This is a genomic window from Streptomyces sp. NPDC047079 (assembly GCF_040643755.1).
In the GTDB taxonomy this organism is placed as follows: domain Bacteria; phylum Actinomycetota; class Actinomycetes; order Streptomycetales; family Streptomycetaceae; genus Streptomyces.
This window is the reverse complement of record NZ_JBEYUZ010000004.1, coordinates 139,294-162,368: the sequence shown is the minus strand read 5'-3', so window position 1 is coordinate 162,368 and position 23,075 is coordinate 139,294. Positions and strand designations below refer to the sequence as shown.

Below are 23,075 nucleotides of genomic sequence, written 5' to 3'. Positions count from 1 at the left end.
CGCACGGCCCTCCCCGCTCGCGGGGTTCGCCCCCTGCGCCGGGACGGCGGTCCGGGCCGTCTCGCACAGACGGCCCGGTGACCGGTCGCGGACTGCCGGGGGCGGCTCAGCCCACCGAAGAGTAGGCGACCACCCCGCGCAGCATGCCGTCGACGGCCTTGCGCGCGTTCTTCGCCACCGTGGAGCCCTCCCCGGGAGCCGCCGCCGCGATCTGCCCGAGGACGTCGATGACCTGCTTGGACCAGCGAACGAAGTCACCGGCCGGCATCTCGGCCTCGCGCAGGACCTCGTCGAGGCCCTTGCCGCCGGCCCACATGTACGCGGCCCAGGCGAAGCCCAGGTCGGGTTCGCGCTGGCCCACGCCCTCGGTCTGGTTGATGCGGAACTCCTCCTCCAGGGCGTCCAGCCTGCCCCAGATGCGCACCATCTCGCCGAGCGCGGCCTTGGCCTTGCCCGACGGCAGCTTCGGCGCCATCGCGTCGTCCCCCACCCGGGCCTCGTACACCAATGCCGAGGCGCACGCGGCCAGTTCGGTCGGGGCGAGGCCCTCCCAGACGCCCTCGCGCAGGCACTCGCTGGCCAGCAGGTCCAGTTCGCCGTACAGCCGCGCGAGGCGCTTTCCGTGTGCGGTCACCTCGTCGCCGCGCAGATAGTCCAGGTCGGTGAGCAGGGCGACGATGCGGTCGAAGGTGCGGGCGATGGTGTTCGTCCGGCCTTCGATACGGCGCTCCAGCTGAGAGGTGTCGCGCATCAGGCGGTGATAGCGCTCGGCCCAACGGGCGTGGTCCTCACGGTCGTTGCACCCGTGGCAGGGGTGGGCGCGCAGGGCCGCCCGCAGCCGGGCGATCTCACGGTCGTCGGCGGCCGCGGAGCGCTTCTTGCGGTGCCGATCCGGCGGGATGTGCCCGGCCTTGGTGCGCAGCGCGGAGGCGAGATCGCGACGGGACTGCGGCGAGCGGGGGTTGAACGACTTCGGGATGCGCATGCGCTCCAGCGCCTCCACGGGCACCGGGAAGTCCATGGCCGCCAGCCGCTTGACCTGTCGTTCGGCGGTGAGGACGAGCGGGCGCGGGCCGTCGTGGTACTCCATGCCGCGGTGGCCGCCCGCACGGCCCGCGGGCAGTCCGGGGTCGAGCACCAGGGCCAGGCCCGCGTACTTGCCGGTCGGCACGTGGATGACGTCACCGGGCTTGAGCCGCTCCAGGGCGACGGCGGCCTCGGCGCGACGCTGGGCGGCGCCCTGGCGCGCCAGTTCCGTTTCGCGGTCCTTGAGTTCGCGACGCAGCCGCGCGTACTCCTCGAAGTCGCCGAGGTGGCAGGTCATGGACTCCTTGTAGCCGGCCAGTCCCTCCTCGTTGCGCTGCACCTGGCGCGAGATCCCGACGACCGACTTGTCGGCCTGGAACTGCGCGAAGGAGGTCTCCAGCAGTTCCCGGGAGCGGTGCCGGCCGAACTGCTCGACCAGGTTCACGGCCATGTTGTACGACGGCTTGAAGCTGGAGCGCAGCGGGTACGTCCGCGTGCCCGCCAGCCCCGCGAGGTGTTCGGGGCTCATGGCACGCTGCCACAGCACCACCGCGTGGCCCTCGACGTCGATCCCGCGGCGGCCGGCGCGCCCGGTGAGCTGGGTGTACTCGCCGGGGGTGATGTCGGCGTGCTGCTCGCCGTTCCACTTGACGAGTTTCTCCAACACCACCGAGCGGGCGGGCATGTTGATGCCGAGCGCGAGGGTCTCGGTGGCGAACACCGCCTTCACCAGGCCCCGGACGAACAGCTCTTCGACGACCTCCTTGAACGTCGGCAGCATGCCCGCGTGGTGGGCGGCGATACCGCGCTCCAGGCCCTCGAGCCACTCGTAGTAGCCCAGCACGTGCAGGTCCTCGTGGGGGATCGAGGCGGTGCGCTCCTCGACGAGCGCTCGCACCTGTTCCCGCTCCTCCTCGCTGTTGAGCCTGAGGCCCGCGTACAGGCACTGCTCGACGGCGGCCTCGCAGGCGGCCCGGCTGAAGATGAACGTGATCGCGGGCAGCAGGCCCTCCGCGTCGAGACGCTCGATCACCTCGGGCCGGCTCGGCGTCCAGACCCGGGAGCGCTGTCTGCGCTCCCGCTCGCGGTCGGCCTCGCGCATGGCGCGGCCCCGCCTGCGGTCCTGGAAGGACGGGCGGGTGCCCTCCATCCTGGCCAGGCGCATCAGGTCGGGGTTGACGGCCTTCTTGTGGCCCTCTCCCTCCTCGAACAGGTCGTACATCCGGCGACCTGCCAGCACGTGCTGGAACAGCGGGACGGGCCGGTGCTCGGAGACGATCACCTCGGTGTCACCGCGGACGGTGTCGAGCCAGTCGCCGAACTCCTCGGCGTTCGAGACGGTCGCCGACAGGGACACCAGCGTCACCGACTCGGGCAGGTGGATGATCACTTCCTCCCAGACGGCGCCGCGGAAGCGGTCGGAGAGGTAGTGCACCTCGTCCATGACCACATATCCGAGGCCGAGGAGGGTCTGAGAGCCCGCGTACAGCATGTTCCGCAGGACCTCGGTGGTCATCACGACGATCGGGGCGTCGGGGTTGACGCTGTTGTCGCCGGTGAGGAGGCCGACCTTGTCCGTGCCGTAGCGACGGCACAGGTCGGAGTACTTCTGGTTCGACAGCGCCTTGATGGGGGTCGTGTAGAAGCACTTCTTGCCCTGGTTCAGGGCGAGGTGGACGGCGAACTCGCCGACGATCGTCTTGCCGGAGCCGGTGGGCGCGGCCACCAGCACTCCCTTCCCCGCCTCGAGCGCCTGGCAGGCCTCGATCTGGAAGGGGTCGAGGCCGAAGTCGTACATCTCGCGGAAAGAGGCGAGCGCGGTGGCCTGCTCGGCAGCGCGCCTGCGTGCTGCCGCATACCGCTCGGCCGGTGAGAGGTCCTGTGTCATCGTGCTTTCGAGCGTACCGGGCGGCGCTGACAACACGACGATCATTATCCGGATCTCCCCACGGCAGTGGGCCCCACCGGCGAAACAGGTGGGGCCCACTGGGGCGCTCAGGACATCACGGACCGTGGCGACCCGCTCACGTCACGTCATCGTAGCCGTTCACCCGGTCATGGTCCGAACCGCCGCGCTCCGGCAGCGCGCCGGACGCCGCCACCGGCTCGACCTCGCTGATGGCCTCCGGGGTGAGGTCCAGATCCGAGGCCTCGTCGTCGCCCGGGCCCTCCGCCTCGCGCCGGCGCCTGCGCCGGTCGTTCAGCAGCGCGAAGCCCGTGGCGATGAAGTAGAGCAGGACGATCGGTGCCGCGAGGGACAGCATCGAGATCGGGTCGACGGTCGGCGTGGCGAAGGCCGCGAAGACGGTGACACCCATGATCATGGCCCGCCACCAGCCGAGCATCCGGCGACCGGTGACCAGCCCGGTGAGGTTGAGCATGACCAGCAGCAGCGGCAGCTCGAAGGAGAGGCCGAAGACGATCACCATGCGGGTCACGAGGTCGAGCAGATCGCCCAGCGGAAGCAGGTTGACCGCGCCGGCGGGCGTGAAGTCGATCAGGACGCTGGCCGCAGCGGGCAGCACATGGTACGAGAACCAGGCGCCCGCCATGAACAGCGGGAAGCCGGCCGCGACGAAGGCGATCGAGTACCGCTTCTCGTGCTTGTGCAGGCCGGGCGCGACGAAGGCCCAGAGCTGGTACAGCCACACGGGGCTGGCGATGACGACACCCGCCGTCAACGCGACCTTTATCATCAGGGTGAACGGACCCAGCAGGCCCTCCACGGTGATGTTGCCGCAGGCACCCTTGCTCTGGTTGGCCAGCTCGGTGAAGGACTTCGAACATCCCACCGAGTGCTGGATCGGCTGGGTGAGGAAGTCGATGATGTCCCGGTAGTACATCGCGGCGAAGATCGCGCCGATGATGATCGCCAGGACCGACTTCCCCAGCCGGTTGCGCAGCTCACGAAGGTGCTCCACCAGGGGCATCCGCCCCTCTGGGTCCTTCTCCCTCTTGCGGGCGGACTTGAGCAACCCACATCCTCATCTCGTGCAGCGGACCGGGAGTCCCCGGTCCTCACCTCAGCGCTGGGTCGTGTCCGTCGGCTCGTTGACCGGGCGGGAGCTGGTGACATCGCCGGGCGCGGCCTGGATCGTGCGCTGGGCCGAGGGCTGCTCGTCGTTCGGCGGGCCGGCCGGGGCGGACGGCTTGCCGTCCTCCTTCATCGCCTTGGCCTCGCTCTTCAGGATGCGCGCGGACTTGCCGAGGGAGCGCGCCATGTCCGGAAGCTTCTTCGCGCCGAACAGCAGGATGATGACGACGAGGATGAGAATGATCTCGGGAGCTCCGAGCCTACCGAACATAAGTCTTTACCTTCTCACCGAGGCGGCAGGGGGTGGGGGTGCTGTCCGATCAGTCGGACATGTATCCGACTTCCGTCAGCGATCGTAACGCTCAGGGGTGAACGCGAGGCAATCCCTGTGCGTACTCCCGGTCTGCGGTCCGCGCCTCGTTCTCCGGGCCGCGATCAGCAGGGTACCTGGCCGCGGTGGCAACTAGACAGGGAGAAGCGACTCGTTGCACATCCATGGGACGTCTCATACCCGGTCCGCGGCCCGCTCGGCACCCACCGCCGCCCGCTCCAGGTCCTCCGCCGCGCGGTTGATACGGCGCGCGGAGTCCGCGACCTGCCGCCCGAGGCGCTGTGCCTCCAGGAAGACCCGGACCGCGAGGACACCCAGAACGGCAAGCCCCAGGAACCCCAGGGCGATCGCCAGCATCGGCCAGAACATGACCCGAGCCTAGAGGGTCGAGTGCAGCCGCAGCGTCCGCACCCCGCCCCCGGTGAGGAGCTCGACGATGCGCTCCCCGGCCGGCTTGCGCACGGCCGCGCCGCACTCGGGGCAGGTGAAGGAGTAGAACGTCGTCCTGCTGCTGGCGCCGATCACCAGGCGCAGCGCGCTCGCGCCCAGTTCGAAACGGGCCCGGCAGTCGGGACACCCGGCTCTGAACACCACGTCGGCCACCCGCCGCATGCCGGCGAACGCCGTCCGCACCGACATCTCCGCCGCCACGGGCGCCTGCGGCGCACCGGCCGCGGCGCCCGACTGCTCCGACGCACCAGACATCGCCGACGTGCTCACAGCCCCTGCTCCTGCCTGTCGTACAGCCCGACCTCAACTCCGTCCGGCCCGTCGTACGCCGCGAGCGCCTCGCGAGCCGCCCGGCGGGCGCTTTCCGCGAGGTCCTGCGGCGACACGATCCGGCCGTCGCGTCCGAGCCGCAGCGCCAGCCGCCGCAGCGACGCCGGGTCCGGGGTCCGCAAGGTGATACGCAGCCCGCCGTCCGGCAGCTCATCCGCGCTGTCGTGCGGGTAGTACTCGGCGACCCAGCGCCCGCCCGGACCGACCTCGACGACCACCTCGGGGTCCTCGGCCGCGGGCTGGACGAGCCCCTCCGAGAGGTCCCTCAGCTCGACCTCCGGCGGCGCCGACGGCTCGTCCAGGATCCTGATCTCGGCGACCCGGTCCAGCCGGAAGGTGCGGCGCGCCTCCGAGCGGCGACACCACGCCTCCACATAGGTGTGGCCCACGCTGACCAGGCGGATCGGGTCGATCTCGCGCTCGGTGACCTCGTCACGGGCGGGCGAGTAGTAGCGGATCCACAGCCGGCGGCGTTCGGAGATCGCACGGTCGACGTCGGCGAAGACACCGCCCTCCGACTCGAACGTCACCGACAGGCGCGAGCTGGCGCCCGCGGCCTCACCGGCTGCGGTCTCCACCTTGGCGGTGGCGCGCAGCAGCGCCTGCCGGTCGCTCTCGCGCAGTCCGGGCAGGGTGGCCACGGCCCGCGCGGCGACGAGCAGCGCGGTCGCCTCGTCGGCGGCCAGACGCAGGGGCTCGGCGGCGTCCGCGCCGAGGGCGGCCGGGTTGTGCCACCAGATGCGCTCGCCGTCGGTGTCGATGTCGAGCAGGTCGCCCCCGCGGAAGCTGGTGCCGCACATGGGCAGCACATCGAGGTCCGAGACGAGCTCGTCCTCGGTGATCCCGAAGGCCCGGGCGACGTCCTCGACGCGCGCACCGGGGCGCTCCCGCAGATACGTCACCAGGGAGAGCATCCGCCGGGTCTGGTCGATGGCGTTCGTGGGTCTGACCGGCTTGGCTGCCACTGTGCTCCGTCTCCCCCTCAGCCCTTGGCCACGGCACGCAGCCGGTCCACCACGTCGGCCCGCAGCTCGGCGGGCTCCAGGACGACGACGTCGGGGCCGAACTCGACCAGCCAGGCGTCCAGGCCGTGCCCGTACGGAATCTCCAACTCGTCCCAGCCGTCGCCGAGTTCCCGTACCGCGGTGGCCTTCGCCCGAAGGGGGTACCCCGCGCCCGTGCGCAGCCGGATCCGGGCCGAGCGGTCCGCGGTCTCGCCCGCCCAGCTCGCCACGGTCTCACGGACGGTGACCACGTCCGGCACCTGCGCGGTGAAGCCGCCGCCGCGGCTGCGCACCTTGCCGGTGATCCGGGACAGCCGGAAGACACGTTCCGCGCCCCGGTCGCGGTCCCAGCCGGCCAGGTACCAGTGGCCCCGCCAGCACTCCAGCGCCCAGGGCTCGACATGGCGCGGCTCGGGGCGCGCGGCGGTGGCCTTGCGGTAGTCGAAGACGACGGGACGGCGGTCGCGGCAGGCCAGCATCAGCGGCTCGAAGGCGGCCTCGTGCACCGGGATGCGGGGCTCAAGGGCACCATGGGCCTCGTACGGGTCGACGTCCTCGGGCAGGCCCGCGGCACGCAGCTTCTGGAGGGCACCGCTGGCCGCACCGGCGAGCCGGGCCTGCTGCCACACCTTGGCGGCGAGGCCGAGGGCGGCCGCCTCCTCGGCGTCGAGGGTGATGGGCGGCAGGCGGTTGCTGTCGCGGCGGGCGAGATAGCCGATCTCACCGTCCAGGTTCTCCACGGTCTCGATGACCAGGCCCAGCTCGCGCAGATCGTCCTTGTCGCGCTCGAACATCCGGTTGAAGGAGTCGTCCGAACCCGCTTCGAGATAGGCCTCCAGGGACTCCCGCAGCTCACGCTTGCTGAGCGGCCGCCGCGTCCCCAGCAGACACAGCGCCAGGTTCATCAGCCGCTCGGCCTTGGCAATGGCCATCGACGCCCTTCGTCTTCCCTATGGTGCTTACGATCGACGACCGTACCGCTCGCACGGGGCCAGGCAAAAGCCGAGCGCCCATGCCCGCACGGGCATGGGCGCAAGATGATCACTTCCGATCGTCCGCGACGCGTCGGCCGCATAACGCCCGGACCGGCCCCGCCTGGGTGCCGGTGATCGATGCTCGGATCAGACCGCGACCAGGTCGCAGACGAAGATCAGCGTCTCGCCGGGCCTGATGCGGGCGCCGGCGCCACGGTCACCGTAGGCGAGGTGCGGGGGGATGATGAGCTGGCGGCGGCCGCCGACCTTCATGCCCTGCACGCCCTGGTCCCAGCCCTTGATGACCTGGCCGACACCGAGCTGGAAGTTCAGCGGGCCGCCGCGGTTCCAGGACGCGTCGAACTCCTCACCGGTGGAGAAGGCCACGCCCACGTAGTGGACGGAGACGGTGTCGCCCGCCTTGGCCTCCGGGCCGTCGCCCTCCCAGATGTCCTGGATCTCGAGGTCGGCCGGGGGCTCGCCGCCCGGGAAGTCGATCTCGGGCTTCTCGATGCTCACGTCAAAAGCTCCTGCTAGTTCGGGTTGAGGCTGTTGCGGCAAGACCGACATTCTCACATCGCCGCGAGGGTTACATCTTCGCCAGGATGTCCACCGAGAAGACCAGCGTGGAGTCCTTCTTGATGCCGCTGCCCTGGGGCGGGTTGTCGCCGTAACCCAGCTTGGGCGGTACGACGACCAGCACCCGGCTGCCCACCTTCTTGCCGGTGAGCCCCTGGGCCCAGCCCTTGACGACCTGCTGCAACGAGAACGAGGTCAGCTGCCCGCGGCTGTAGGTGGAGTCGAACTCCTTGCCGGTGTCCCACAGCACCCCCTTGTACTGCACGAGGACGGTGCTGTCCGCCGCGACCGTCTCGCCGCCCCCCTCGATCACGTAGTTCGCGACCAGCCCCGTCGGGGGCTTGACCTTCGGGACCTCGATGGACGGGGCCTTGCCGTCGGTGTTGGTGCCGACCTTCGGCTGGTTCGGGTCGTTCTGCGGGACGACCTTGCCCTTGGCCGAGCTCTTGCTGTTGAAGGTGTTCTGGATGTCGACCACGAACACCAGTGTGTCGGTGCCCTTGATGCCCGCCTCGGGGTTGCCCTGCGAGCCATAACCCCACGCCGGGGGCACCGCCATCAGCACCCGGCTGCCCGCCTTCCGGCCCTGGAGGGCGTACCGCCAGCCGTCGATGATGCCGCCCTGGGCGAGCTGGATGACCAGCGGCGTCTTGCGGTCGTAGGAATTGTCGAAGACCTTCGCCGTGTCCCAGACCTGGCCCAGGTAGTGCGCCTGGATGTAGTCGTTCTCCGCGACCGTCGGGCCGCCGCCCGCGATCACCGTCTTGACCGCCAGGTCCTTGGACGGGGAGCCGGGGCCCTTCGCCACGGTCGGCTTCTCGCCGAACCTGGTCCCCGCCGTGATCGCCGGAAGCGGCCCTTCGACGATCTTGGGCGGTGGGGCGGCGGACGGAGCCGAGGCCGAGGGAGACGGACTGGTGCCGGTCTTGCCCTTGCCGGGGCCGTTGTCGCCGCATCCGGCGAGCGTGACCAGTCCGGCGGGCAGGGCGGCAAGGAGCAGCGAGCGTCGGCGCACGATGGGGCCTCGTATCGGTCGATCTTGACGGTTGGCGTGCGCGCAACTCTACGGCGTGCGAAGGGCGCCGTACGGCAAACGTACGGCGCCCCGCGTTGCGATCCGGCCGTCGCCGGGGGAACGCACCGCTCACATTCCGGCGATCAGCTTCTCCACCCGGTCGTCCACCGAACGGAACGGGTCCTTGCACAAGACGGTGCGCTGTGCCTGGTCGTTCAGCTTGAGATGCACCCAGTCGACCGTGAAGTCGCGGCGCTGTTCCTGCGCCCGCCGGATGAAGTCGCCGCGCAGCCGTGCCCGAGTGGTCTGCGGGGGGACCGACTTGCCTTCGAAGATCTTCAAGTCGTTGCAGATGCGGGCGGCTTGGCCCTTCTTCTCCAGCAGGTAGTACAGGCCGCGACGACGGTGGATGTCGTGATAGGCGAGGTCTATCTGCGCGACCCGCGGATGCGACATCGTCATGTTGTGCTTGGCGCGGTACCGCTCGATGAGCTTGTACTTCATCACCCAGTCGATTTCGGTACCGATCCGGTCCAGGTCCTCCGACTCGATCGCGTCCAGCGTACGGCCCCACAGCTCCAGGACCTGCTCGACGGTGCCCGTACGGATGCCGCGGCGCTCGCAGAAGTCCACGGCCTTCTCGTAGTACTCGCGCTGGACCTCCAGGGCGGAGGCCTCACGGCCGCTCGCCAGGCGCACCTTGCGGCGGCCCGTGATGTCATGGCTGACCTCACGGATGGCCCGGATCGGGTTCTCCAGGGTGAGGTCGCGCATCACCGTGCCCGCCTCGATCATGCGCAGCACCAGGTCGGTGGCACCGACCTTCAGCAGCATCGTCGTCTCGGACATGTTCGAATCGCCGACGATCACATGCAGCCGGCGGTAGCGCTCGGCGTCGGCGTGCGGCTCGTCCCGCGTGTTGATGATCGGCCGGGAACGCGTGGTCGCCGAGCTGACACCCTCCCAGATGTGCTCGGCGCGCTGGCTCACGCAGTAGACCGCCCCCCGCGGGGTCTGGAGCACCTTGCCGGCACCGCACAGCAGCTGCCGCGTGACCAGGAACGGGATCAGGATGTCCGCGAGCCGGGAGAACTCCCCGTGCCGCGCCACCAGGTAGTTCTCGTGGCAACCGTAGGAGTTGCCCGCCGAGTCCGTGTTGTTCTTGAAGAGGTAGACGTCGCCCGCGATTCCCTCCTCGTGCAGGCGGCGTTCGGCGTCGACCAGCAGTCCCTCGAGAATGCGCTCGCCGGCCTTGTCGTGGGTGACCAGTTCGATCACATTGTCACACTCGGGTGTCGCGTATTCCGGATGTGATCCCACGTCGAGATAGAGACGGGCACCGTTGCGCAGAAAGACATTGCTGCTCCGGCCCCATGACACGACACGGCGGAAGAGGTACCGCGCCACCTCGTCAGGCGACAGGCGGCGCTGTCCCCTGAACGTGCACGTGACGCCGTACTCGTTCTCCAGCCCGAAAATGCGGCGGTCCATGAGTGAACATTACGCCCGATCCCCCGAGCTGAAACGGGGTTCGACAGCACGGTTTGGATCATTTTCCGATGAAGCCGCAACCACCGCGCTCTCCGCGGGAGCTGCGAGAACCCGTCCGGTGGCCAGCAGGACCACCAACGACACCGCCCCGGCGGCGCCCGGCACCGCGAACCCCCACACGGCACCGCCCGCCTGCACCACCGGCCCCGCCACCCCCGTACCGACCGACGCACCCACCGTGAACGTCGTCACCAGCCAGGAGAACGCCTCGGTGACCGTACCCCTCGGCGCATGCCGGTCCACGATGATGAACGCGCAGGCGATGCACGGCGCGAGAAAGACACCCGCCAGCGCGGTCAGCAGGACCATGGCCACCGCACCCGGCACCAGCGTCAGCGGCAGATAACACACCGCCAGAAGAGCCACCAGCACACGCAGTCGCCGCTCCGGCGCGTCGCGCCACTGCCGCGCCCCGTACAGCGTGCCGCCCACGAGCGCACCGAGCCCCAGCCCGGCCATCAGCCATCCGTACTCCGTGTCCCCACCGTGACCGTCGGCGTACGCCACCGCCGCCACCGTGATCGATCCGAGCGCGATCCCCACGAACAGGAACGCGCCGAGGAGCGCCAGCAGCCCTGGCGAGCGCAGGGCGCCCAGCCAGTGCGCCGCACGCGGCGCCGACCGCCACGCGCGGGACGGAGGCGAGACCACCACCGACAGCGCGCCCAGCACCCCGACGGCACTGAGCACCACGAGCGCGGCCCGGGCCGACCACAGCGACGCGCACAGCGTGACCAGCAGCGGCCCGACGGTGAACATCACCTCCTGGGCGACCGCGTCCATCGCGTACGCGGTGTGCACCTGCTCCTCCCGGTGCAGCACCACCGGCCACAGAGCCCTCAGACCGCCCTCCAGGGGCGGCGTGGACAGCCCGGCGACCGCCATGGCGGCGTACGCCACCGCCGGCGGCTCCAGACCCGTCAGTGCGAAGACCGTCATGGCGAGGGCCGAGACGAGCGCGGCGGGCAACTGGACCCGCGGCTGGCCGTGCAGATCGACCAGCCGCCCGAGCAGCGGCTGACCCGCGGCGTTGGCGACCCCGTAGACCGCCGCGAGCGCGCCCGCGAGGCTGTACGTACCGCCCTCGGCGCGCACGAAGAGGACCACCGCGATCGCCGCGGTGGCGTTCGGCAGCCGGCCCACCAGCGTCCCGACGAGCAGACGCGCGGCATGCCTCGCCCTCAGGATCTCCAGGTAACCCGCGGCCATCCCGTCCTCTCTCCACGCCCTCGTCTAGCGTTTTACGTATAACGTCGCCTGCCATACGTACCATGTGCGCTGTCCACGAGTCCAGACGAAAGAGCAGGCCCACGGTGGCACCAGGTAGCACGCGACCCACCAGCCGCGATGTCGCCCAGGCCGCCGGAGTCTCCCAGGCGGCCGTCTCCCTCGTCCTCGGCGACAAATGGCGCGGACGCGTCTCCGCGGCCACCGCCGAACGGGTGCGCCAGGCCGCGCGCGAACTCGGCTACCGGCCCAACCTCGCCGCACGCAACCTCCGCCTCGGCCGCACCCGCACCGTCCTCCTCGTCGTCCCCGCCCTGACCACCGAGTTCTTCGCCGGTGTCTACACCGGCGCGGCCCGCGTCGCCGCCCGGCACGGCTTCGGCGTCGTCCTCTACCCCTCCCCCGAGGGCGTGGGCCCCGCCAGAGACCCCTTCCACTCCGCACAGGCGGCCCTCGACGGCGTGATCGCCTCCTCCATGGCCGCCGACGCCCTCACCGCCATCCGCGGCGACCAACTGCCCCTCGTGATGCTCGACAGCGACCCCCACGGCAGCCTCGGCGCCGCGACCGTCAACCTGGACATCGCCGACGGCGTACGCCAAGTGGCCGACCACCTGCTCGCCCTCGGCCACCGCCGCTTCCTCCACCTCGCCGCGGACATCCCCTCGTGGACCTTCCGCATACGAGCGCGAGAACTGGCCGCACGACTCAGCGCGGTACCCGGCACCACCCTGCACACCACGTGCGCACCCATCACCATCGAGGACGCCCTCGCCGCCGCAGAGGCCGCCCTCGCCGCACCCGGTCCCCGCCCCACCGCCCTCGTCTGCGACGACGACAAACTCGCCGCCGGCGCCTACAAGGCCGCCCGCCGACTCGGCCTGCGCATCCCCGAGGACCTCTCCGTCACCGGTCTCGACGACCTCGCCCTCGCCACCGCCCTCGACCCCGAGCTGACCACCGTGCGCCTGGACGCGGAGCTCTTCGGCGAACGGGGCATGCAAGCCCTCCTCGCCGTCCTGGAGGGCCGAACCCCGGAACAGGGCGACATCCCCGTCGAACTCGTCGTACGGGGCTCCACGGCACCGCCCAGCCCCTGAAACGACACCACGACCCACACTCTCCACACACAACGCCGCGCGCCCCGACCGGAAAGGGCCGGGGCGCGCGGCAACACACGGACTACGACGTCACGCGCCTCGCGGAGCGGGACGTCAGATCACTCCTCGTCCTCCGGAGCCTCGCCCTCCGCCTCCGCAACGGTCGACGCGCCGTCCGCCTGAAGCAACCGCGACAGCTGACGGCCCCCGATCCGCCTGAACTTCCGCGCCTGCGGACGCGTACGGTCCAGTACCGCGACCTCCAGGCGCTCCGCGGGAATCTCCCGCTCACCGCCGTTCGTGTCCCGGGACAACGCCTGCACCGCCAGCTTCAGCGCCTCCGCAAGGGTCATCCCGTCCCGGTGGCGCTGATCCAGGAAACTGCTGATCTGCTCCGCGTTGCCACCGACCGCCACCGAACCGTGCTCGTCGACGATCGACCCGTCGTGCGGCAGACGGTAGATCTGGTCGCCCTCCGGGGTCTCCCCCACCTCGGCGACCACCAGCTCCACCTCGTACGGCTTCTCCGCCGCACTCGAGAAGATCGTGCCCAGGGTCTGGGCGTACACGTTCGCCAGACCACGAGCGGTGACATCGTCCCGGTCGTAGGTGTAACCCCGCAGGTCGGCATAGCGGACCCCGCCGATGCGGAGATTCTCGTACTCGTTGTACTTGCCGGCCGCCGCGAAGCCGATCCGGTCGTAGATCTCGCTGAACTTGTGGAGCGCACGGGACGGGTTCTCACCGACGAACACGATGCCGTCGGCATACTGCATCACGACCAGGCTGCGGCCGCGCGCGATGCCCTTGCGGGCGTACTCCGCCCGGTCGGCCATGGCCTGCTGGGGGGAGACATAGAACGGCGTCGACACCGGTTATCCGTCCCTTTCTGTCGAAGTCACTCGATCACCTTGATAACAGCCGGGGCCGGCGTCAGAGCAGGGCGGCCCTCGGGCCGTCCGGCTCCTCGAGACGGCGCTGGAGGACCGCCCGGGCGACCTCACCCGCCTCGTCCTCGGTGAGCCTGCGGAAACCGTCCTCGGTGATCACGGTGATGACCGGATAGATCCGGCGGGCGACGTCGGGACCGCCCGTCGCGGAGTCGTCGTCCGCCGCGTCGTACAGGGCCTGGACCACCAGGGTCGTGGCCTGCTCCTCGGTCAGGTCCTCACGGAAGAGCTTCTTCATGGCACCCCGCGCGAAGATCGAGCCGGAGCCCGTCGCCGCGTAGCCGGACTCCTCGGAACGGCCGCCCGTCACGTCGTACGAGAAGATGCGGCCCTTCTCCCGGTCCACGTCGTAACCGGCGAAGAGCGGGACCACGGCCAGGCCCTGCATCGCCATGCCGAGGTTGGAACGGATCATGGTCGACAGGCGGTTCGCCTTGCCCTCCAGGGAGAGCTGCGCGCCCTCGACCTTCTCGAAGTGCTCCAGCTCCAGCTGGAACAGCTTCACCATCTCCACGGCGAGACCCGCCGTGCCGGCGATGCCCACCGCGGAGTACTCATCCGCCGGGAACACCTTTTCGATGTCCCGCTGGGCGATGACATTACCCATGGTCGCCCGGCGGTCGCCTGCGAGCACGACGCCCCCCGGGAACGTCGTGGCCACGATCGTGGTGCCGTGCGGAGCCTCGATCACGCCCTGGGTGGGCGGCAGCTGCCGTTTGCCGGGCAGTAGCTCGGGCTGATGCTCGGCGAGGAAGTCCATGAAGGAGGACGAGCCCGGCGTCAGGAAGGCAGCCGGTAGACGCCCGGTGCTACGAGGGTTGGCTTCCACGCGTTTCCTTCCACATAGGTCGCAGCCCGCTTTGTCACGTCGGGCCGATCCTTGAACTGCCCCAGTGCGGCATTGCAGCTGAAGCACAGTACGCCACGGACCCTACCCGTCCAGTGGCAGTGATCCACATGCACAGCAGAGGCCGACAAACATATGCAGCAGACGCCCCCTTGGGATGCGGTCAACTCGTCACGCTCGGCTTCTGTGATGCCCTAGGCCCGGTGGAACGTCCGCCTTTTCCCGCACGGGCCCGCCCACGGCCTCCAGACGGCGCCGGTAGTGCGCAGCGCTGTCCTCCGCTACGCACTCCCGGCATCGCCGCTGAGGGCCGTCACGCCGGCTCTTGTCTCGCACGAAGGCAGTGAGGGGCAATTCCCTCTGGCGGCGCGTGCACCGCATCGCAGACGACTCCCAGGCCGCTCCCATCCCCCACCTTCAATCCGAAGGAAAAGTGGCCCACGCTCCTTTACTGCCCACCCTTTTGCACGAAGGAGCGCACGAAGTCCTCGGCGTTCTCCTCGAGTACGTCGTCGATTTCGTCCAGCACGGAGTCCACGTCGTCGCTCAGCTTCTCGTGCCGCTCCTTGAGGTCTTCGGAGGCCTGCGCGTCCTGCGCCTGCTCCTCGACCTCCTCCGTGGAACGTGTGGCCTTCTGCTGTCCGCCGCCGGTGTCCTTGGTCGCCATAACCCTCACCCCGCTCAGTTCGCCCGACATGGTCGGCATTCCTGCCGATCGGTGATGATCAGACCCTACAAGCCCGGTCTGACATCGGCCCCGTAGTTGCTCCAACGTACGGGGACCGCCTCGATGATTCCCGGGCGCCGGGTTTTACTACCCTGCCCGGCGGAGCCGTCCGGGCACCCGTTCAGCCGCCCGAGAGCACCCTGACCAGGTCCTCCGCCGTTCGGCAGCGGTCCAGGAGCTCCTTGACGTGATTACGCGTTCCGCGAAGCGGTTCCAGGGTTGGGACGCGTTGCAGGGAGTCCCGGCCCGGAAGGTCGAAGATCACCGAGTCCCAGGAGGCCGCCGCGACGTCGTCCGCGTACTGCTCCAGGCAGCGCCCGCGGAAGTACGCGCGCGTGTCCTCAGGAGGCTTTGTGCGGGCCCGCTCGACCTCGTCCTCACTCAGGAGCCGCTTCATGCGGCCGCGGGCCGCCAGACGGTTGTAGAGGCCCTTCTCGGGGCGTACGTCGGCGTACTGGAGGTCCACCAGATGGAGCCGGGCGGCGTCCCAGTCGAGACCGTCGCGGCGCCGGTATCCCTCCATGAGCTCCCGCTTGGCGACCCAGTCCAGTTCGCCGGCCAGGCTCATGGGGTCCCGCTCCAGGCGGTTGAGCGTGTCCTCCCAGCGGGACAGCACGTCCTTGGTCTGGTCGTCGGCGTCCGCCCCGTAGCGCTCCTCCACGTATTTGCGCGACAGCTCGTAGTACTCCATCTGGAGCTGTACGGCGGTGAGCGTCCGGCCGCTGCGCAGCGTGACGAGTCGCTTGAGGCCGGGGTCGTGGGAGACCTGGTGGAGGGTGCGTACGGGCTGGTCGACGGCGAGGTCGACGGCGATGAAGCCGTCCTCGATCATCGACAGGACCAGGGCGGTCGTGCCCAGCTTCAGATAGGTCGAGATCTCCGACAGGTTCGCGTCGCCGATGATCACGTGGAGGCGGCGGTACTTCTCCGCGTCCGCGTGGGGCTCGTCCCGTGTGTTGATGATGGGGCGCTTGAGTGTCGTCTCGAGGCCGACCTCGACTTCGAAGTAGTCGGCGCGCTGACTGAGCTGGAAGCCGTGTTCGTGGCCGTCCTGGCCGATGCCGACGCGTCCGGCGCCGGCGAAGACCGGGCGGGAGACGAAGAAGGGCGTGAGGTGGCGCACGATGTCCGAGAAGGGGGTTTCCCGCTTCATCAGGTAGTTCTCGTGCGTGCCGTAGGAGGCGCCCTTGTTGTCGGTGTTGTTCTTGTAGAGGTGGATCGGCTGGGCTCCCGGGAGCTGGGCGGCCCGCTCCGCGGCCTCTGCCATGATCCGCTCGCCGGCCTTGTCCCAGAGGACGGCGTCGCGGGGGTTGGTCACCTCGGGGGCGCTGTATTCGGGGTGTGCGTGGTCGACGTACAGTCGTGCGCCGTTGGTGAGGATGACATTGGCCAGGCCGATGTCCTCGTCGGTCAGCTGGCTGGCGTCGGCGGCCTCGCGGGCGAGGTCGAAGCCTCGCGCGTCCCGCAGCGGGTTCTCCTCCTCGAAGTCCCAGCGGGCCCGGCGGGCCCGGTGCATCGCCGCCGCGTAGGCGTTGACGATCTGGGACGAGGTGAGCATGGCATTGGCGTTGGGGTGGCCGGGGACGGAGATCCCGTACTCCGTCTCGATGCCCATTACTCGCCGTACGGTCATGCGGCCCTCCTTGCCAGGCGGCGCCCTCGGTCGGGGGCGGCGCTCAAGTACCGCTGGTGCTCCGGTGCGCGTGCGGTGCCCGTCCCCGCACGGCGCGACGCGGCGGTACGAAAGAGCCTAGAACGCCTTTGCGCTGGTGGGGAGATCATTTGCGTCATTGCCTTGCTCCGGCCGTGTCCGGAAAAGCGTCGGCTGCGGGTACCCGGAGAGGGCACCCGCAGCCGCCCTGTCTTTTACAGGTACTGACCGGTGTTTGCCACCGTGTCGATGGAGCGCCCTGTGTCCGCGCCCTGCTTTCCGGTGATCAGGGTACGGATGTAGACGATCCGCTCGCCCTTCTTTCCGGAGATGCGGGCCCAGTCGTCGGGGTTGGTGGTGTTGGGCAGGTCCTCATTCTCCTTGAACTCGTCCACGCATGCCTGGAGGAGGTGGGAGACCCGGAGGCCTTTCTGGTTGTGCTCGAGGAAGTCCTTGATCGCCATTTTCTTGGCGCGGCCGACAATGTTTTCGATCATGGCGCCGGAGTTGAAGTCCTTGAAGTAGAGGACTTCCTTGTCGCCATTGGCGTAGGTGACCTCCAGGAAGCGGTTCTCGTCGGACTCGGCGTACATCTGTTCCACGGCGGTCTGGATCATGCCCTGGACGGTGGCGGCCTTGTCGTTTCCGTGCTCGCTGACGTCGTCGGCGTGCAGGGGGAGCCTCTCGGTCAGGTACTTCCCGAAGATGTCCTTGGCCGCTTCGGCGTCCGGACGCTCGATCTTGATCTTGACGTCGAGGCGGCCGGGGCGCAGGATCGCGGGGTCGATCATGTCCTCGCGGTTGGAGGCGCCGATGACGACCACGTTCTGAAGGCCCTCCACGCCGTCGATCTCGGCGAGCAGCTGGGGGACGATGGTGTTCTCCACGTCCGAGCTGACGCCGGAGCCGCGGGTGCGGAAGAGGGACTCCATCTCGTCGAAGAAGACGATGACGGGGGTGCCCTCGCCGGCCTTCTCCCGGGCCCGCTGGAAGACGAGGCGGATCTGCCGCTCGGTCTCGCCGACGTACTTGTTCAGGAGCTCGGGGCCCTTGATGTTGAGGAAGAAGCTCTTGCCCGCGGCCTGACCGGTCACTTCGGCGACCTTCTTGGCGAGGGAGTTGGCCACGGCCTTGGCGATGAGGGTTTTGCCGCATCCGGGGGGCCCGTACAGCAGGACGCCCTTGGGCGGCCGCAGTTCGTGCTCCTTGAAGAGGTCGGGGTACAGGTACGGCAGCTCGACCGCGTCGCGAATCGCCTCGATCTGGCCGGAGAGGCCACCGATCTGCTCGTAGCCGATGTCGGGGACCTCTTCGAGGACGAGTTCCTCGACCTCGCTCTTCGGCACGACCTCGTAGACATAGCCGGAGCGGGGTTCGAGCAGGAGGGCGTCGCCGGGGCGGATGGTGACGTCCAGCAGCGGCTCGGCGAGCCGTACCACCCGTTCCTCGTCGGTGTGCCCGAGCACCAGGGCGCGCTCGCCGTCCTCGAGGATCTCCTTGAGGGTGACGATGTCCCCGACGCGCTCGTACTCCATGGCCTCGACCACGTTGAGCGCTTCGTTGAGCATTACTTCCTGGCCGCGGCGGAGCTCGTCGAGTTCCACGCTGGGGCTGACGTTCACCCGGAGCTTGCGGCCTCCGGTGAAGATGTCGGCCGTGCCGTCCTCGTTCGCCTGAAGGAAGACACCGAAGCCGGCCGGCGGCTGGGCGAGCCGGTCGACCTCTTCCTTGAGGGCCACGATCTGGTCGCGGGCCTCTCGGAGCGTGTTGGCGAGCCGCTCGTTCTGCGCGGACACGCCGGCCAGGTTGGTCTGCAGCTCGACGATCCGCTCTTCGAGAATCCTCGTGTGTCGCGGAGAGTCGGCGAGCTTGCGTCGCAGGACGGCGATCTCCTGCTCAAGGTAGGCGATCTGCCCGGCCGGGTCCTCGGACCCTCGTCCCGGGCGGATGCCGCGGTTAATGTCGTCGTCGTGGGCTGCCACGGTCCTCACCTCCTCCAAGGGGAGCTGGACGCTTCCAGACCCTACCTGGGTGGGTGCCGATTGAAACCCCTAGATCACAAAGACTGTCGGGGTGTGTCCGATCTTCACCCTTGCGCTCTCCCTCACGCCAGGGGAATACCCACCGAACATGATTGGAAAGCCGCCGAAGGTAGGGTCGGGGTGTTCAACACCCGTCAGGGCTGGCCGGATTCCCGGGGCGGCTCCGCGCAGGAAACGGCAGGAGAGATGACCGTGCAGCAGGCCGCAGTCGAGGGCGAGGCACTGGAGGTCTGGATCGACCAGGATCTGTGTACCGGTGACGGCATCTGCGCCCAGTACGCGCCCGAGGTCTTCGAGCTGGACATCGACGGTCTTGCCTACGTGAAGGGTCCGGACGACGAGCTTCTGCAGGCCACAGGGGCCACAACCCCCGTGCCGCTGCCGCTTCTCACGGATGTGGTCGACTCGGCGCGGGAGTGTCCCGGTGAGTGCATCCACGTGCGTCGGGTTTCGGACAGGGTGGAGGTCTACGGCCCGGACGCCGAGTGATCGTACGACCACGGACTGTCACTCATGTCTGTTTCCTCACACCGGGTTCGCCCCGTCGACGGCCGGATGCCCCCGGGCGGTCATGAACCGCGGGTCCCGGGGGCGGTGACGCGGGTCACACGGTCCGGGTCCCGGAGGGGGTGGAGCGGATGAACGCGCCGCCCTTCCACTGCCATTCGGCGGGGCTCTTCACGTCGGGGCAGCAACTCGGTACGTCGGTCGAGGAGTAGCCGAGCAGGGTCGCGGTGACGGCGGCGTCACGGACGGCGAAGCCGGTGACCGTGAGGCGGTCCTTGGGGTCGACGAGCGTGGCGACGACGCGGGGTTCGGTGCGGCCGGCGGCCTGGGTCAGCACGTAGAGGCCGTCGGGCGGGGTGCCCATGCTCGCGTCGCAGTGGACGACGGCCACGGTCTCGGGGTGCCCGTCGCCGTCGAGGTCGCCGGCGGCCTTCTTCTCGACGAGGGCTTCGGTGGGCCCGCAGTCGAGGGGGAAGTGGGCCCTGGCGGGGTCGGGGGGCGCGACCGTGGCGGGGGCTGCCTTGGTCGGGGCCTGGGGCTGGGCCGCGGTCGCCGAGCCGGGCTGGAGCAGGGAGGTCAGGGCGATCACGCCGGAGACGGCCGTGGCGGTGGCGACCCAGTGGATCGGCCGGGCGGTGGTGTGTGCGAGTTCCGGAACGGCGGGGTGCTGCACGAGAGAAGTGTCTCCTGTGAGGGCTGTGCCGGTGGGGTGCCCCGCATCGTGCCACACGTCACAGTGCGGGGGAACGGCGGGTGCGTAGTTCTGGTGGTGCGTCAGGTTCCGGGACGCGCGGAGGCCTCAACGGGCGAGCGCCGTGGTCGAGTTCCGCGGGGGTGCGGGAACTCGGCCACGGCGCTCGTGCGTTGGCTGGGTGCGGAGTCGGCTCAGCGGCCGGCGCCGCCGTCCGCGTTGGGGCCGGCGTAGTCCTCGCCGTAGGCGCCCTTGGCGGGGCGGCGGCGCCGCATGGGCGGCTCGACGCCATCGGCGAGGCGGCGGGCGGTGAGAAGGAAGCCGGTGTGGCCGATCATCCGGTGGTCGGGGCGGACGGCCAGGCCTTCGATGTGCCAGTTGCGGATCATCGTCTCCCAGGCGGTCGGCTCGTTGAAGCAGCCGATCTCGCGGATGGACTCGACGGTCCGGGCCAGCTGGGTGGTGGTGGCGACGTAGCAGCACAGGATGCCACCGGGGACGAGTGCCTTGGAGACGGCCTCCAGGCACTCCCAGGGGGCGAGCATGTCGAGGATGACGCGGTCTACGTCGGTGTCGCTCAGGTTGTCCTGGAGGTCGCCGACGGTGAGCTGCCAGGCGGGGTGGGGGCCGCCGAAGTAGCGTTCGACGTTGGCCTGCGCGATCTCGGCGAAGTCGGCGCGGCGCTCGTAGCTGTGAAGCGTGCCCTGGTCGCCGATGGCGCGCAGCAGGAAGCTGCTGAGCGAGCCGGAGCCGACGCCGGCCTCCACGACGCGGGCGCCGGGGAAGATGTCGGCGAAGGCGAGGATCTGCCCCGCGTCCTTGGGGTAGACGACGGCTGCCCCGCGGGGCATGGACAGGACGTAGTCGGGGAGCAGGGGGCGCAGCGCGAGGTAGGCGACGTTCCCGGTGGTGCGGACAACGCTGCCCTCGGGTGCGCCGATCAGTTCGTCGTGCGGGAAGGAACCCTTGTGGGTGTGGAAGTTCTTCCCGGCTTCGAGCGTGAACGTGTAGTGGCGGCCCTTGGGGTCGGTCAGCTGTACCTGGTCCCCGACCTTGAAGGGCCCGCGACGGCGGGCGGCACCGGTCGGTTCGGACATGTGACCAGCCTACCGGTCGTCACGGGGGCCGCCGACCACGCCGGGGGCCGGGCCTCAGCTGGGGCGGGCCATGGCCTTCACGAAGGCGCGCTCGACGTCGGCGGCGGACAGGACGCCGTAGATCTCGCCGTTCTCCTCGACGACGAGGTACTCGGTGGCGGGGTTGGCGCGCAGGGTGTCCAGCAGGTCTTCGCCTGCGAGTTCCGCGGAGACGCGCATGCCGTCGGTCAGCTCCTGGGCGAGTTCGCTGGCGGACACCCAGGGACGGCGGTGTTCGGGTACGCCGACGATGGCGGACTCGCGGACGAGCGAGAGGGGTCGGCCGTGGCCGTCGACGACGACCAGGGCGCGGGCGCCGGCGGCGTTGGCGCGGCGCAGGGCCTCGGACAGCGAGGTGTCGGTCTCGACGGGGACCGCGCGGCGGGTGAGGGTGCGGGCGCGCAGCTCAGGCAGGTGTTCGCGCAGTCGGGCCACGCGGAGGCTGTTGCCGGCACCGGTCCAGATGATGGCCGCGAGGATGGCGGCGAGCAGGGCGTCGGTGACGGTGTCCATGCCGACGTTGTCCTCGGCGGTGGTGCCGAGGGCGCCGGACTGGGTGAGCAGTGGCAGGCCGATCAGGACCGAGATGGCGAGGGCGCGGCCGACCCATGCGGCGGCGACGGTGCCGCTCATCGGCCTGCCGGTGATCTTCCAGACGACGGCGCGCAGCATGCGGCCGCCGTCGAGGGGGAGGCCGGGGAGCAGGTTGAAGGCGGCCACGATGAGGTTGGAGATCATCAGGCCGGCCAGCAGGACGCCGGGGACGGTGCCGGGCTGGACGGGCTGCATGGCGAGGTAGAAGATCCCGGCGAGGACGAGGGAGAGCAGGGGGCCCACGAACGCCAGGACGAATTCCCGGCCCGGGGTCTCGGCCTCCTTCTCGATCTCGGAGACGCCTCCGAAGAACTGGAGCTGGATGCGGCGCACCGGCAGTCCGAAGCGGAGGGCGGCGACCGTGTGGGCGAGTTCGTGGACGAGGACGGAGGCGTAGAAGGCGACGGCGAAGAAGAGGGAGACGAGGTAGCGGGCGGCGCCGAGCTGGGGCAGCACGCGGTCGAGCTGGCCGCCGAACACCCAGGTGATCAGGGCGGCGACGAGGAACCAGCTGGGGGCGACGTAGACGGGAACGCCGAACGGCCGCCCCATGAGGATGCCGCCGCCGGATTCCCTGGGGCGTCGTGGGGGGCGCCCCTTGCCGTCGCTTGCGGTGTGGGCGTGGCTGCGGGCGTCCGGGTCGTCGCCGGGGCGGGACAGGGCGAAGCCGGGGGCGGGGGGCGGTGTGGCCGTGGAGTCCTCGGTGTCCGGGGAGGCGGGCCCCGGGGTGTCCGGGGAGGCAGGCTCGGGGGTGTCGGGGGAGGCCGGCTCGGGGGTGTCGGGGGAGGCCGGCCGGGGGGCCGTTCGGCCGTCGGAGTGGTCCGGTGCCGACTGCGGCGCGGGGTGCCCCGCGGAAACGGGTTCGGTGTGGTCGCCCTCCGCCTGGGCGGAGCGGGTGGCCCCGTGGTCCGCGGCCGTCGGTGGTTCGCCGTCGGCCGGGGTCTGCGCGGCCTGCTCGCGGGTCGCCTCCTCCGGCGGGGCCGGCTCGGCCGCCGAGGGGGCGCGGCCCTCTTCGGGGTGTGCGGCGTCGGCGGGCCGTGCCGCGGGGGCTGCCTCGCGGCCGGTGGCCCCGCCGTTGCCGGGGCGCGGCTGTCCGCTCCCGCCGCTCTCGTCCACGATGTCCCCTCGATCGAAGCGTCTCCCCGGCCCCGGTCGTGCCGGGTGGGAGGGTCTGGGTCGATGGTATTCGGCCGTCGCGTCGTGTTCCGCCCCGGCACCCCCTCTGTTTGCCCCTCGGCAGCACGGACCGCTCGGGTACGCCGGTGCCGGAACGCACCGGGTTCGCCCGGGCGCGGCTGGGTCACTGTCA

The 23,075-nt window shown here is 70.1% G+C and carries 22 protein-coding genes; 2 read left to right on the top strand and 20 right to left on the bottom strand.

Annotation, left to right across the window (positions count from 1 at the left end; all coding sequences use genetic code 11):
• Window positions 1-106: 106 nt before the first annotated feature.
• From ABZ823_RS07765 to ABZ823_RS07715, 11 genes are all read right to left on the bottom strand, one after another.
• A complete protein-coding gene (locus ABZ823_RS07765; protein WP_361655162.1) occupies window positions 107-2,959 on the bottom strand; it encodes a DEAD/DEAH box helicase in 2,853 nt (950 codons plus the stop codon).
• 91 nt (window positions 2,960-3,050) lie between these two features.
• Window positions 3,051-4,001 carry a twin-arginine translocase subunit TatC gene (gene tatC / locus ABZ823_RS07760; protein ID WP_361655160.1) on the bottom strand — a complete coding sequence of 317 codons (951 nt, stop codon included), beginning with the start codon at window positions 3,999-4,001 and terminating at the stop codon, window positions 3,051-3,053.
• A gap of 48 nt (window positions 4,002-4,049) precedes the next feature.
• Window positions 4,050-4,331, bottom strand: coding sequence for a Sec-independent protein translocase subunit TatA (tatA, locus tag ABZ823_RS07755; protein WP_361655157.1), 282 nt, complete (start codon window positions 4,329-4,331; stop codon window positions 4,050-4,052).
• A 234-nt stretch (window positions 4,332-4,565) separates the two neighbouring features.
• Entirely contained in the window at window positions 4,566-4,760 is a 195-nt protein-coding gene (locus ABZ823_RS07750; protein WP_361655155.1) for a hypothetical protein, read from the bottom strand.
• A 9-nt stretch (window positions 4,761-4,769) separates the two neighbouring features.
• On the bottom strand, window positions 4,770-5,030 hold the full coding sequence (locus ABZ823_RS07745) for a hypothetical protein (RefSeq protein ID WP_361655876.1): 261 nt from the start codon (window positions 5,028-5,030) through the stop codon (window positions 4,770-4,772).
• 77 nt (window positions 5,031-5,107) lie between these two features.
• Window positions 5,108-6,136 (bottom strand): WYL domain-containing protein, encoded by a 1,029-nt coding sequence (locus ABZ823_RS07740; RefSeq protein WP_361655152.1) that lies wholly within the window; start codon window positions 6,134-6,136, stop codon window positions 5,108-5,110.
• Between the two features lie 17 nt (window positions 6,137-6,153).
• The gene (locus ABZ823_RS07735; RefSeq protein ID WP_361655149.1) at window positions 6,154-7,107 is read right to left on the bottom strand and encodes a WYL domain-containing protein; all 954 of its coding nucleotides are present in this window, start codon (window positions 7,105-7,107) and stop codon (window positions 6,154-6,156) included.
• A gap of 189 nt (window positions 7,108-7,296) precedes the next feature.
• Complete coding sequence (locus ABZ823_RS07730) at window positions 7,297-7,668, bottom strand: FKBP-type peptidyl-prolyl cis-trans isomerase (protein WP_361655146.1); 372 nt, start codon at window positions 7,666-7,668, stop codon at window positions 7,297-7,299.
• 70 nt (window positions 7,669-7,738) lie between these two features.
• Complete coding sequence (locus ABZ823_RS07725; protein WP_361655143.1) at window positions 7,739-8,743, bottom strand: FKBP-type peptidyl-prolyl cis-trans isomerase; 1,005 nt, start codon at window positions 8,741-8,743, stop codon at window positions 7,739-7,741.
• A 129-nt stretch (window positions 8,744-8,872) separates the two neighbouring features.
• The gene (pafA, locus tag ABZ823_RS07720; protein ID WP_019754142.1) at window positions 8,873-10,234 is read right to left on the bottom strand and encodes a Pup--protein ligase; all 1,362 of its coding nucleotides are present in this window, start codon (window positions 10,232-10,234) and stop codon (window positions 8,873-8,875) included.
• A 9-nt stretch (window positions 10,235-10,243) separates the two neighbouring features.
• Window positions 10,244-11,503 (bottom strand): MFS transporter, encoded by a 1,260-nt coding sequence (locus ABZ823_RS07715; RefSeq protein ID WP_361655140.1) that lies wholly within the window; start codon window positions 11,501-11,503, stop codon window positions 10,244-10,246.
• Window positions 11,504-11,607: 104 nt separating this feature from the next.
• Here ABZ823_RS07715 and ABZ823_RS07710 point away from each other — a divergent pair, with 104 nt between their 5' ends.
• A complete protein-coding gene (locus ABZ823_RS07710) occupies window positions 11,608-12,621 on the top strand; it encodes a LacI family DNA-binding transcriptional regulator (protein ID WP_361655138.1) in 1,014 nt (337 codons plus the stop codon).
• A 119-nt stretch (window positions 12,622-12,740) separates the two neighbouring features.
• On the opposite strand, the gene prcA is transcribed toward ABZ823_RS07710, so the two are convergent.
• The 6 genes from prcA to arc all read right to left on the bottom strand — a co-directional run bounded on the left by prcA (window position 12,741) and on the right by arc (window position 18,778).
• Window positions 12,741-13,493 (bottom strand): proteasome subunit alpha, encoded by a 753-nt coding sequence (prcA, locus tag ABZ823_RS07705; protein ID WP_361655135.1) that lies wholly within the window; start codon window positions 13,491-13,493, stop codon window positions 12,741-12,743.
• A gap of 61 nt (window positions 13,494-13,554) precedes the next feature.
• A complete protein-coding gene (gene prcB, locus ABZ823_RS07700) occupies window positions 13,555-14,400 on the bottom strand; it encodes a proteasome subunit beta (protein ID WP_361655132.1) in 846 nt (281 codons plus the stop codon).
• Entirely contained in the window at window positions 14,352-14,585 is a 234-nt protein-coding gene (locus ABZ823_RS07695; RefSeq protein ID WP_361655130.1) for an endonuclease VII domain-containing protein, read from the bottom strand. Before ABZ823_RS07695 ends, prcB begins: the two co-directional genes overlap by 49 nt.
• A 281-nt stretch (window positions 14,586-14,866) precedes the next feature.
• The gene (locus ABZ823_RS07690) at window positions 14,867-15,085 is read right to left on the bottom strand and encodes a ubiquitin-like protein Pup (RefSeq protein WP_030608326.1); all 219 of its coding nucleotides are present in this window, start codon (window positions 15,083-15,085) and stop codon (window positions 14,867-14,869) included.
• Between the two features lie 181 nt (window positions 15,086-15,266).
• Window positions 15,267-16,778: a depupylase/deamidase Dop gene (gene dop, locus ABZ823_RS07685; protein WP_361655127.1), complete on the bottom strand. Its 1,512-nt coding sequence runs from the start codon at window positions 16,776-16,778 to the stop codon at window positions 15,267-15,269.
• Between the two features lie 233 nt (window positions 16,779-17,011).
• Window positions 17,012-18,778, bottom strand: a complete 1,767-nt coding sequence (gene arc / locus ABZ823_RS07680; protein ID WP_361655124.1) for a proteasome ATPase — start codon at window positions 18,776-18,778, stop codon at window positions 17,012-17,014.
• Between the two features lie 246 nt (window positions 18,779-19,024).
• Between arc and ABZ823_RS07675 the strand changes: the two genes are divergently transcribed.
• Window positions 19,025-19,327, top strand: coding sequence for a ferredoxin (locus ABZ823_RS07675; RefSeq protein WP_361655121.1), 303 nt, complete (start codon window positions 19,025-19,027; stop codon window positions 19,325-19,327).
• A 115-nt stretch (window positions 19,328-19,442) separates the two neighbouring features.
• On the opposite strand, the gene ABZ823_RS07670 is transcribed toward ABZ823_RS07675, so the two are convergent.
• The 3 genes from ABZ823_RS07670 to ABZ823_RS07660 all read right to left on the bottom strand — a co-directional run bounded on the left by ABZ823_RS07670 (window position 19,443) and on the right by ABZ823_RS07660 (window position 22,882).
• Complete coding sequence (locus ABZ823_RS07670) at window positions 19,443-20,018, bottom strand: hypothetical protein (protein WP_361655118.1); 576 nt, start codon at window positions 20,016-20,018, stop codon at window positions 19,443-19,445.
• A gap of 212 nt (window positions 20,019-20,230) precedes the next feature.
• On the bottom strand, window positions 20,231-21,133 hold the full coding sequence (locus tag ABZ823_RS07665; RefSeq protein WP_361655115.1) for a tRNA (adenine-N1)-methyltransferase: 903 nt from the start codon (window positions 21,131-21,133) through the stop codon (window positions 20,231-20,233).
• 54 nt (window positions 21,134-21,187) lie between these two features.
• Complete coding sequence (locus ABZ823_RS07660) at window positions 21,188-22,882, bottom strand: site-2 protease family protein (protein WP_361655112.1); 1,695 nt, start codon at window positions 22,880-22,882, stop codon at window positions 21,188-21,190.
• Window positions 22,883-23,075 lie beyond the last annotated feature (193 nt).

Bases quoted from the DNA above. Each gene is read 5' to 3' on its own strand.
- ABZ823_RS07765 (WP_361655162.1), bottom strand. From the start codon at position 2,959: ATGATCGTCGTGTTGTCAGCGCCGCCCGGTACGCTCGAAAGCACGATG.
- tatA (WP_361655157.1), bottom strand. From the start codon at position 4,331: ATGTTCGGTAGGCTCGGAGCTCCCGAGATCATTCTCATCCTCGTCGTC.
- ABZ823_RS07750 (WP_361655155.1), bottom strand. From the start codon at position 4,760: ATGTTCTGGCCGATGCTGGCGATCGCCCTGGGGTTCCTGGGGCTTGCC.
- ABZ823_RS07745 (WP_361655876.1), bottom strand. From the start codon at position 5,030: ATGTCGGTGCGGACGGCGTTCGCCGGCATGCGGCGGGTGGCCGACGTG.
- ABZ823_RS07735 (WP_361655149.1), bottom strand. From the start codon at position 7,107: ATGGCCATTGCCAAGGCCGAGCGGCTGATGAACCTGGCGCTGTGTCTG.
- pafA (WP_019754142.1), bottom strand. From the start codon at position 10,234: ATGGACCGCCGCATTTTCGGGCTGGAGAACGAGTACGGCGTCACGTGC.
- ABZ823_RS07715 (WP_361655140.1), bottom strand. From the start codon at position 11,503: ATGGCCGCGGGTTACCTGGAGATCCTGAGGGCGAGGCATGCCGCGCGT.
- ABZ823_RS07690 (WP_030608326.1), bottom strand. From the start codon at position 15,085: ATGGCGACCAAGGACACCGGCGGCGGACAGCAGAAGGCCACACGTTCC.
- dop (WP_361655127.1), bottom strand. From the start codon at position 16,778: ATGACCGTACGGCGAGTAATGGGCATCGAGACGGAGTACGGGATCTCC.
- ABZ823_RS07675 (WP_361655121.1), top strand. From the start codon at position 19,025: ATGACCGTGCAGCAGGCCGCAGTCGAGGGCGAGGCACTGGAGGTCTGG.
- ABZ823_RS07665 (WP_361655115.1), bottom strand. From the start codon at position 21,133: ATGTCCGAACCGACCGGTGCCGCCCGCCGTCGCGGGCCCTTCAAGGTC.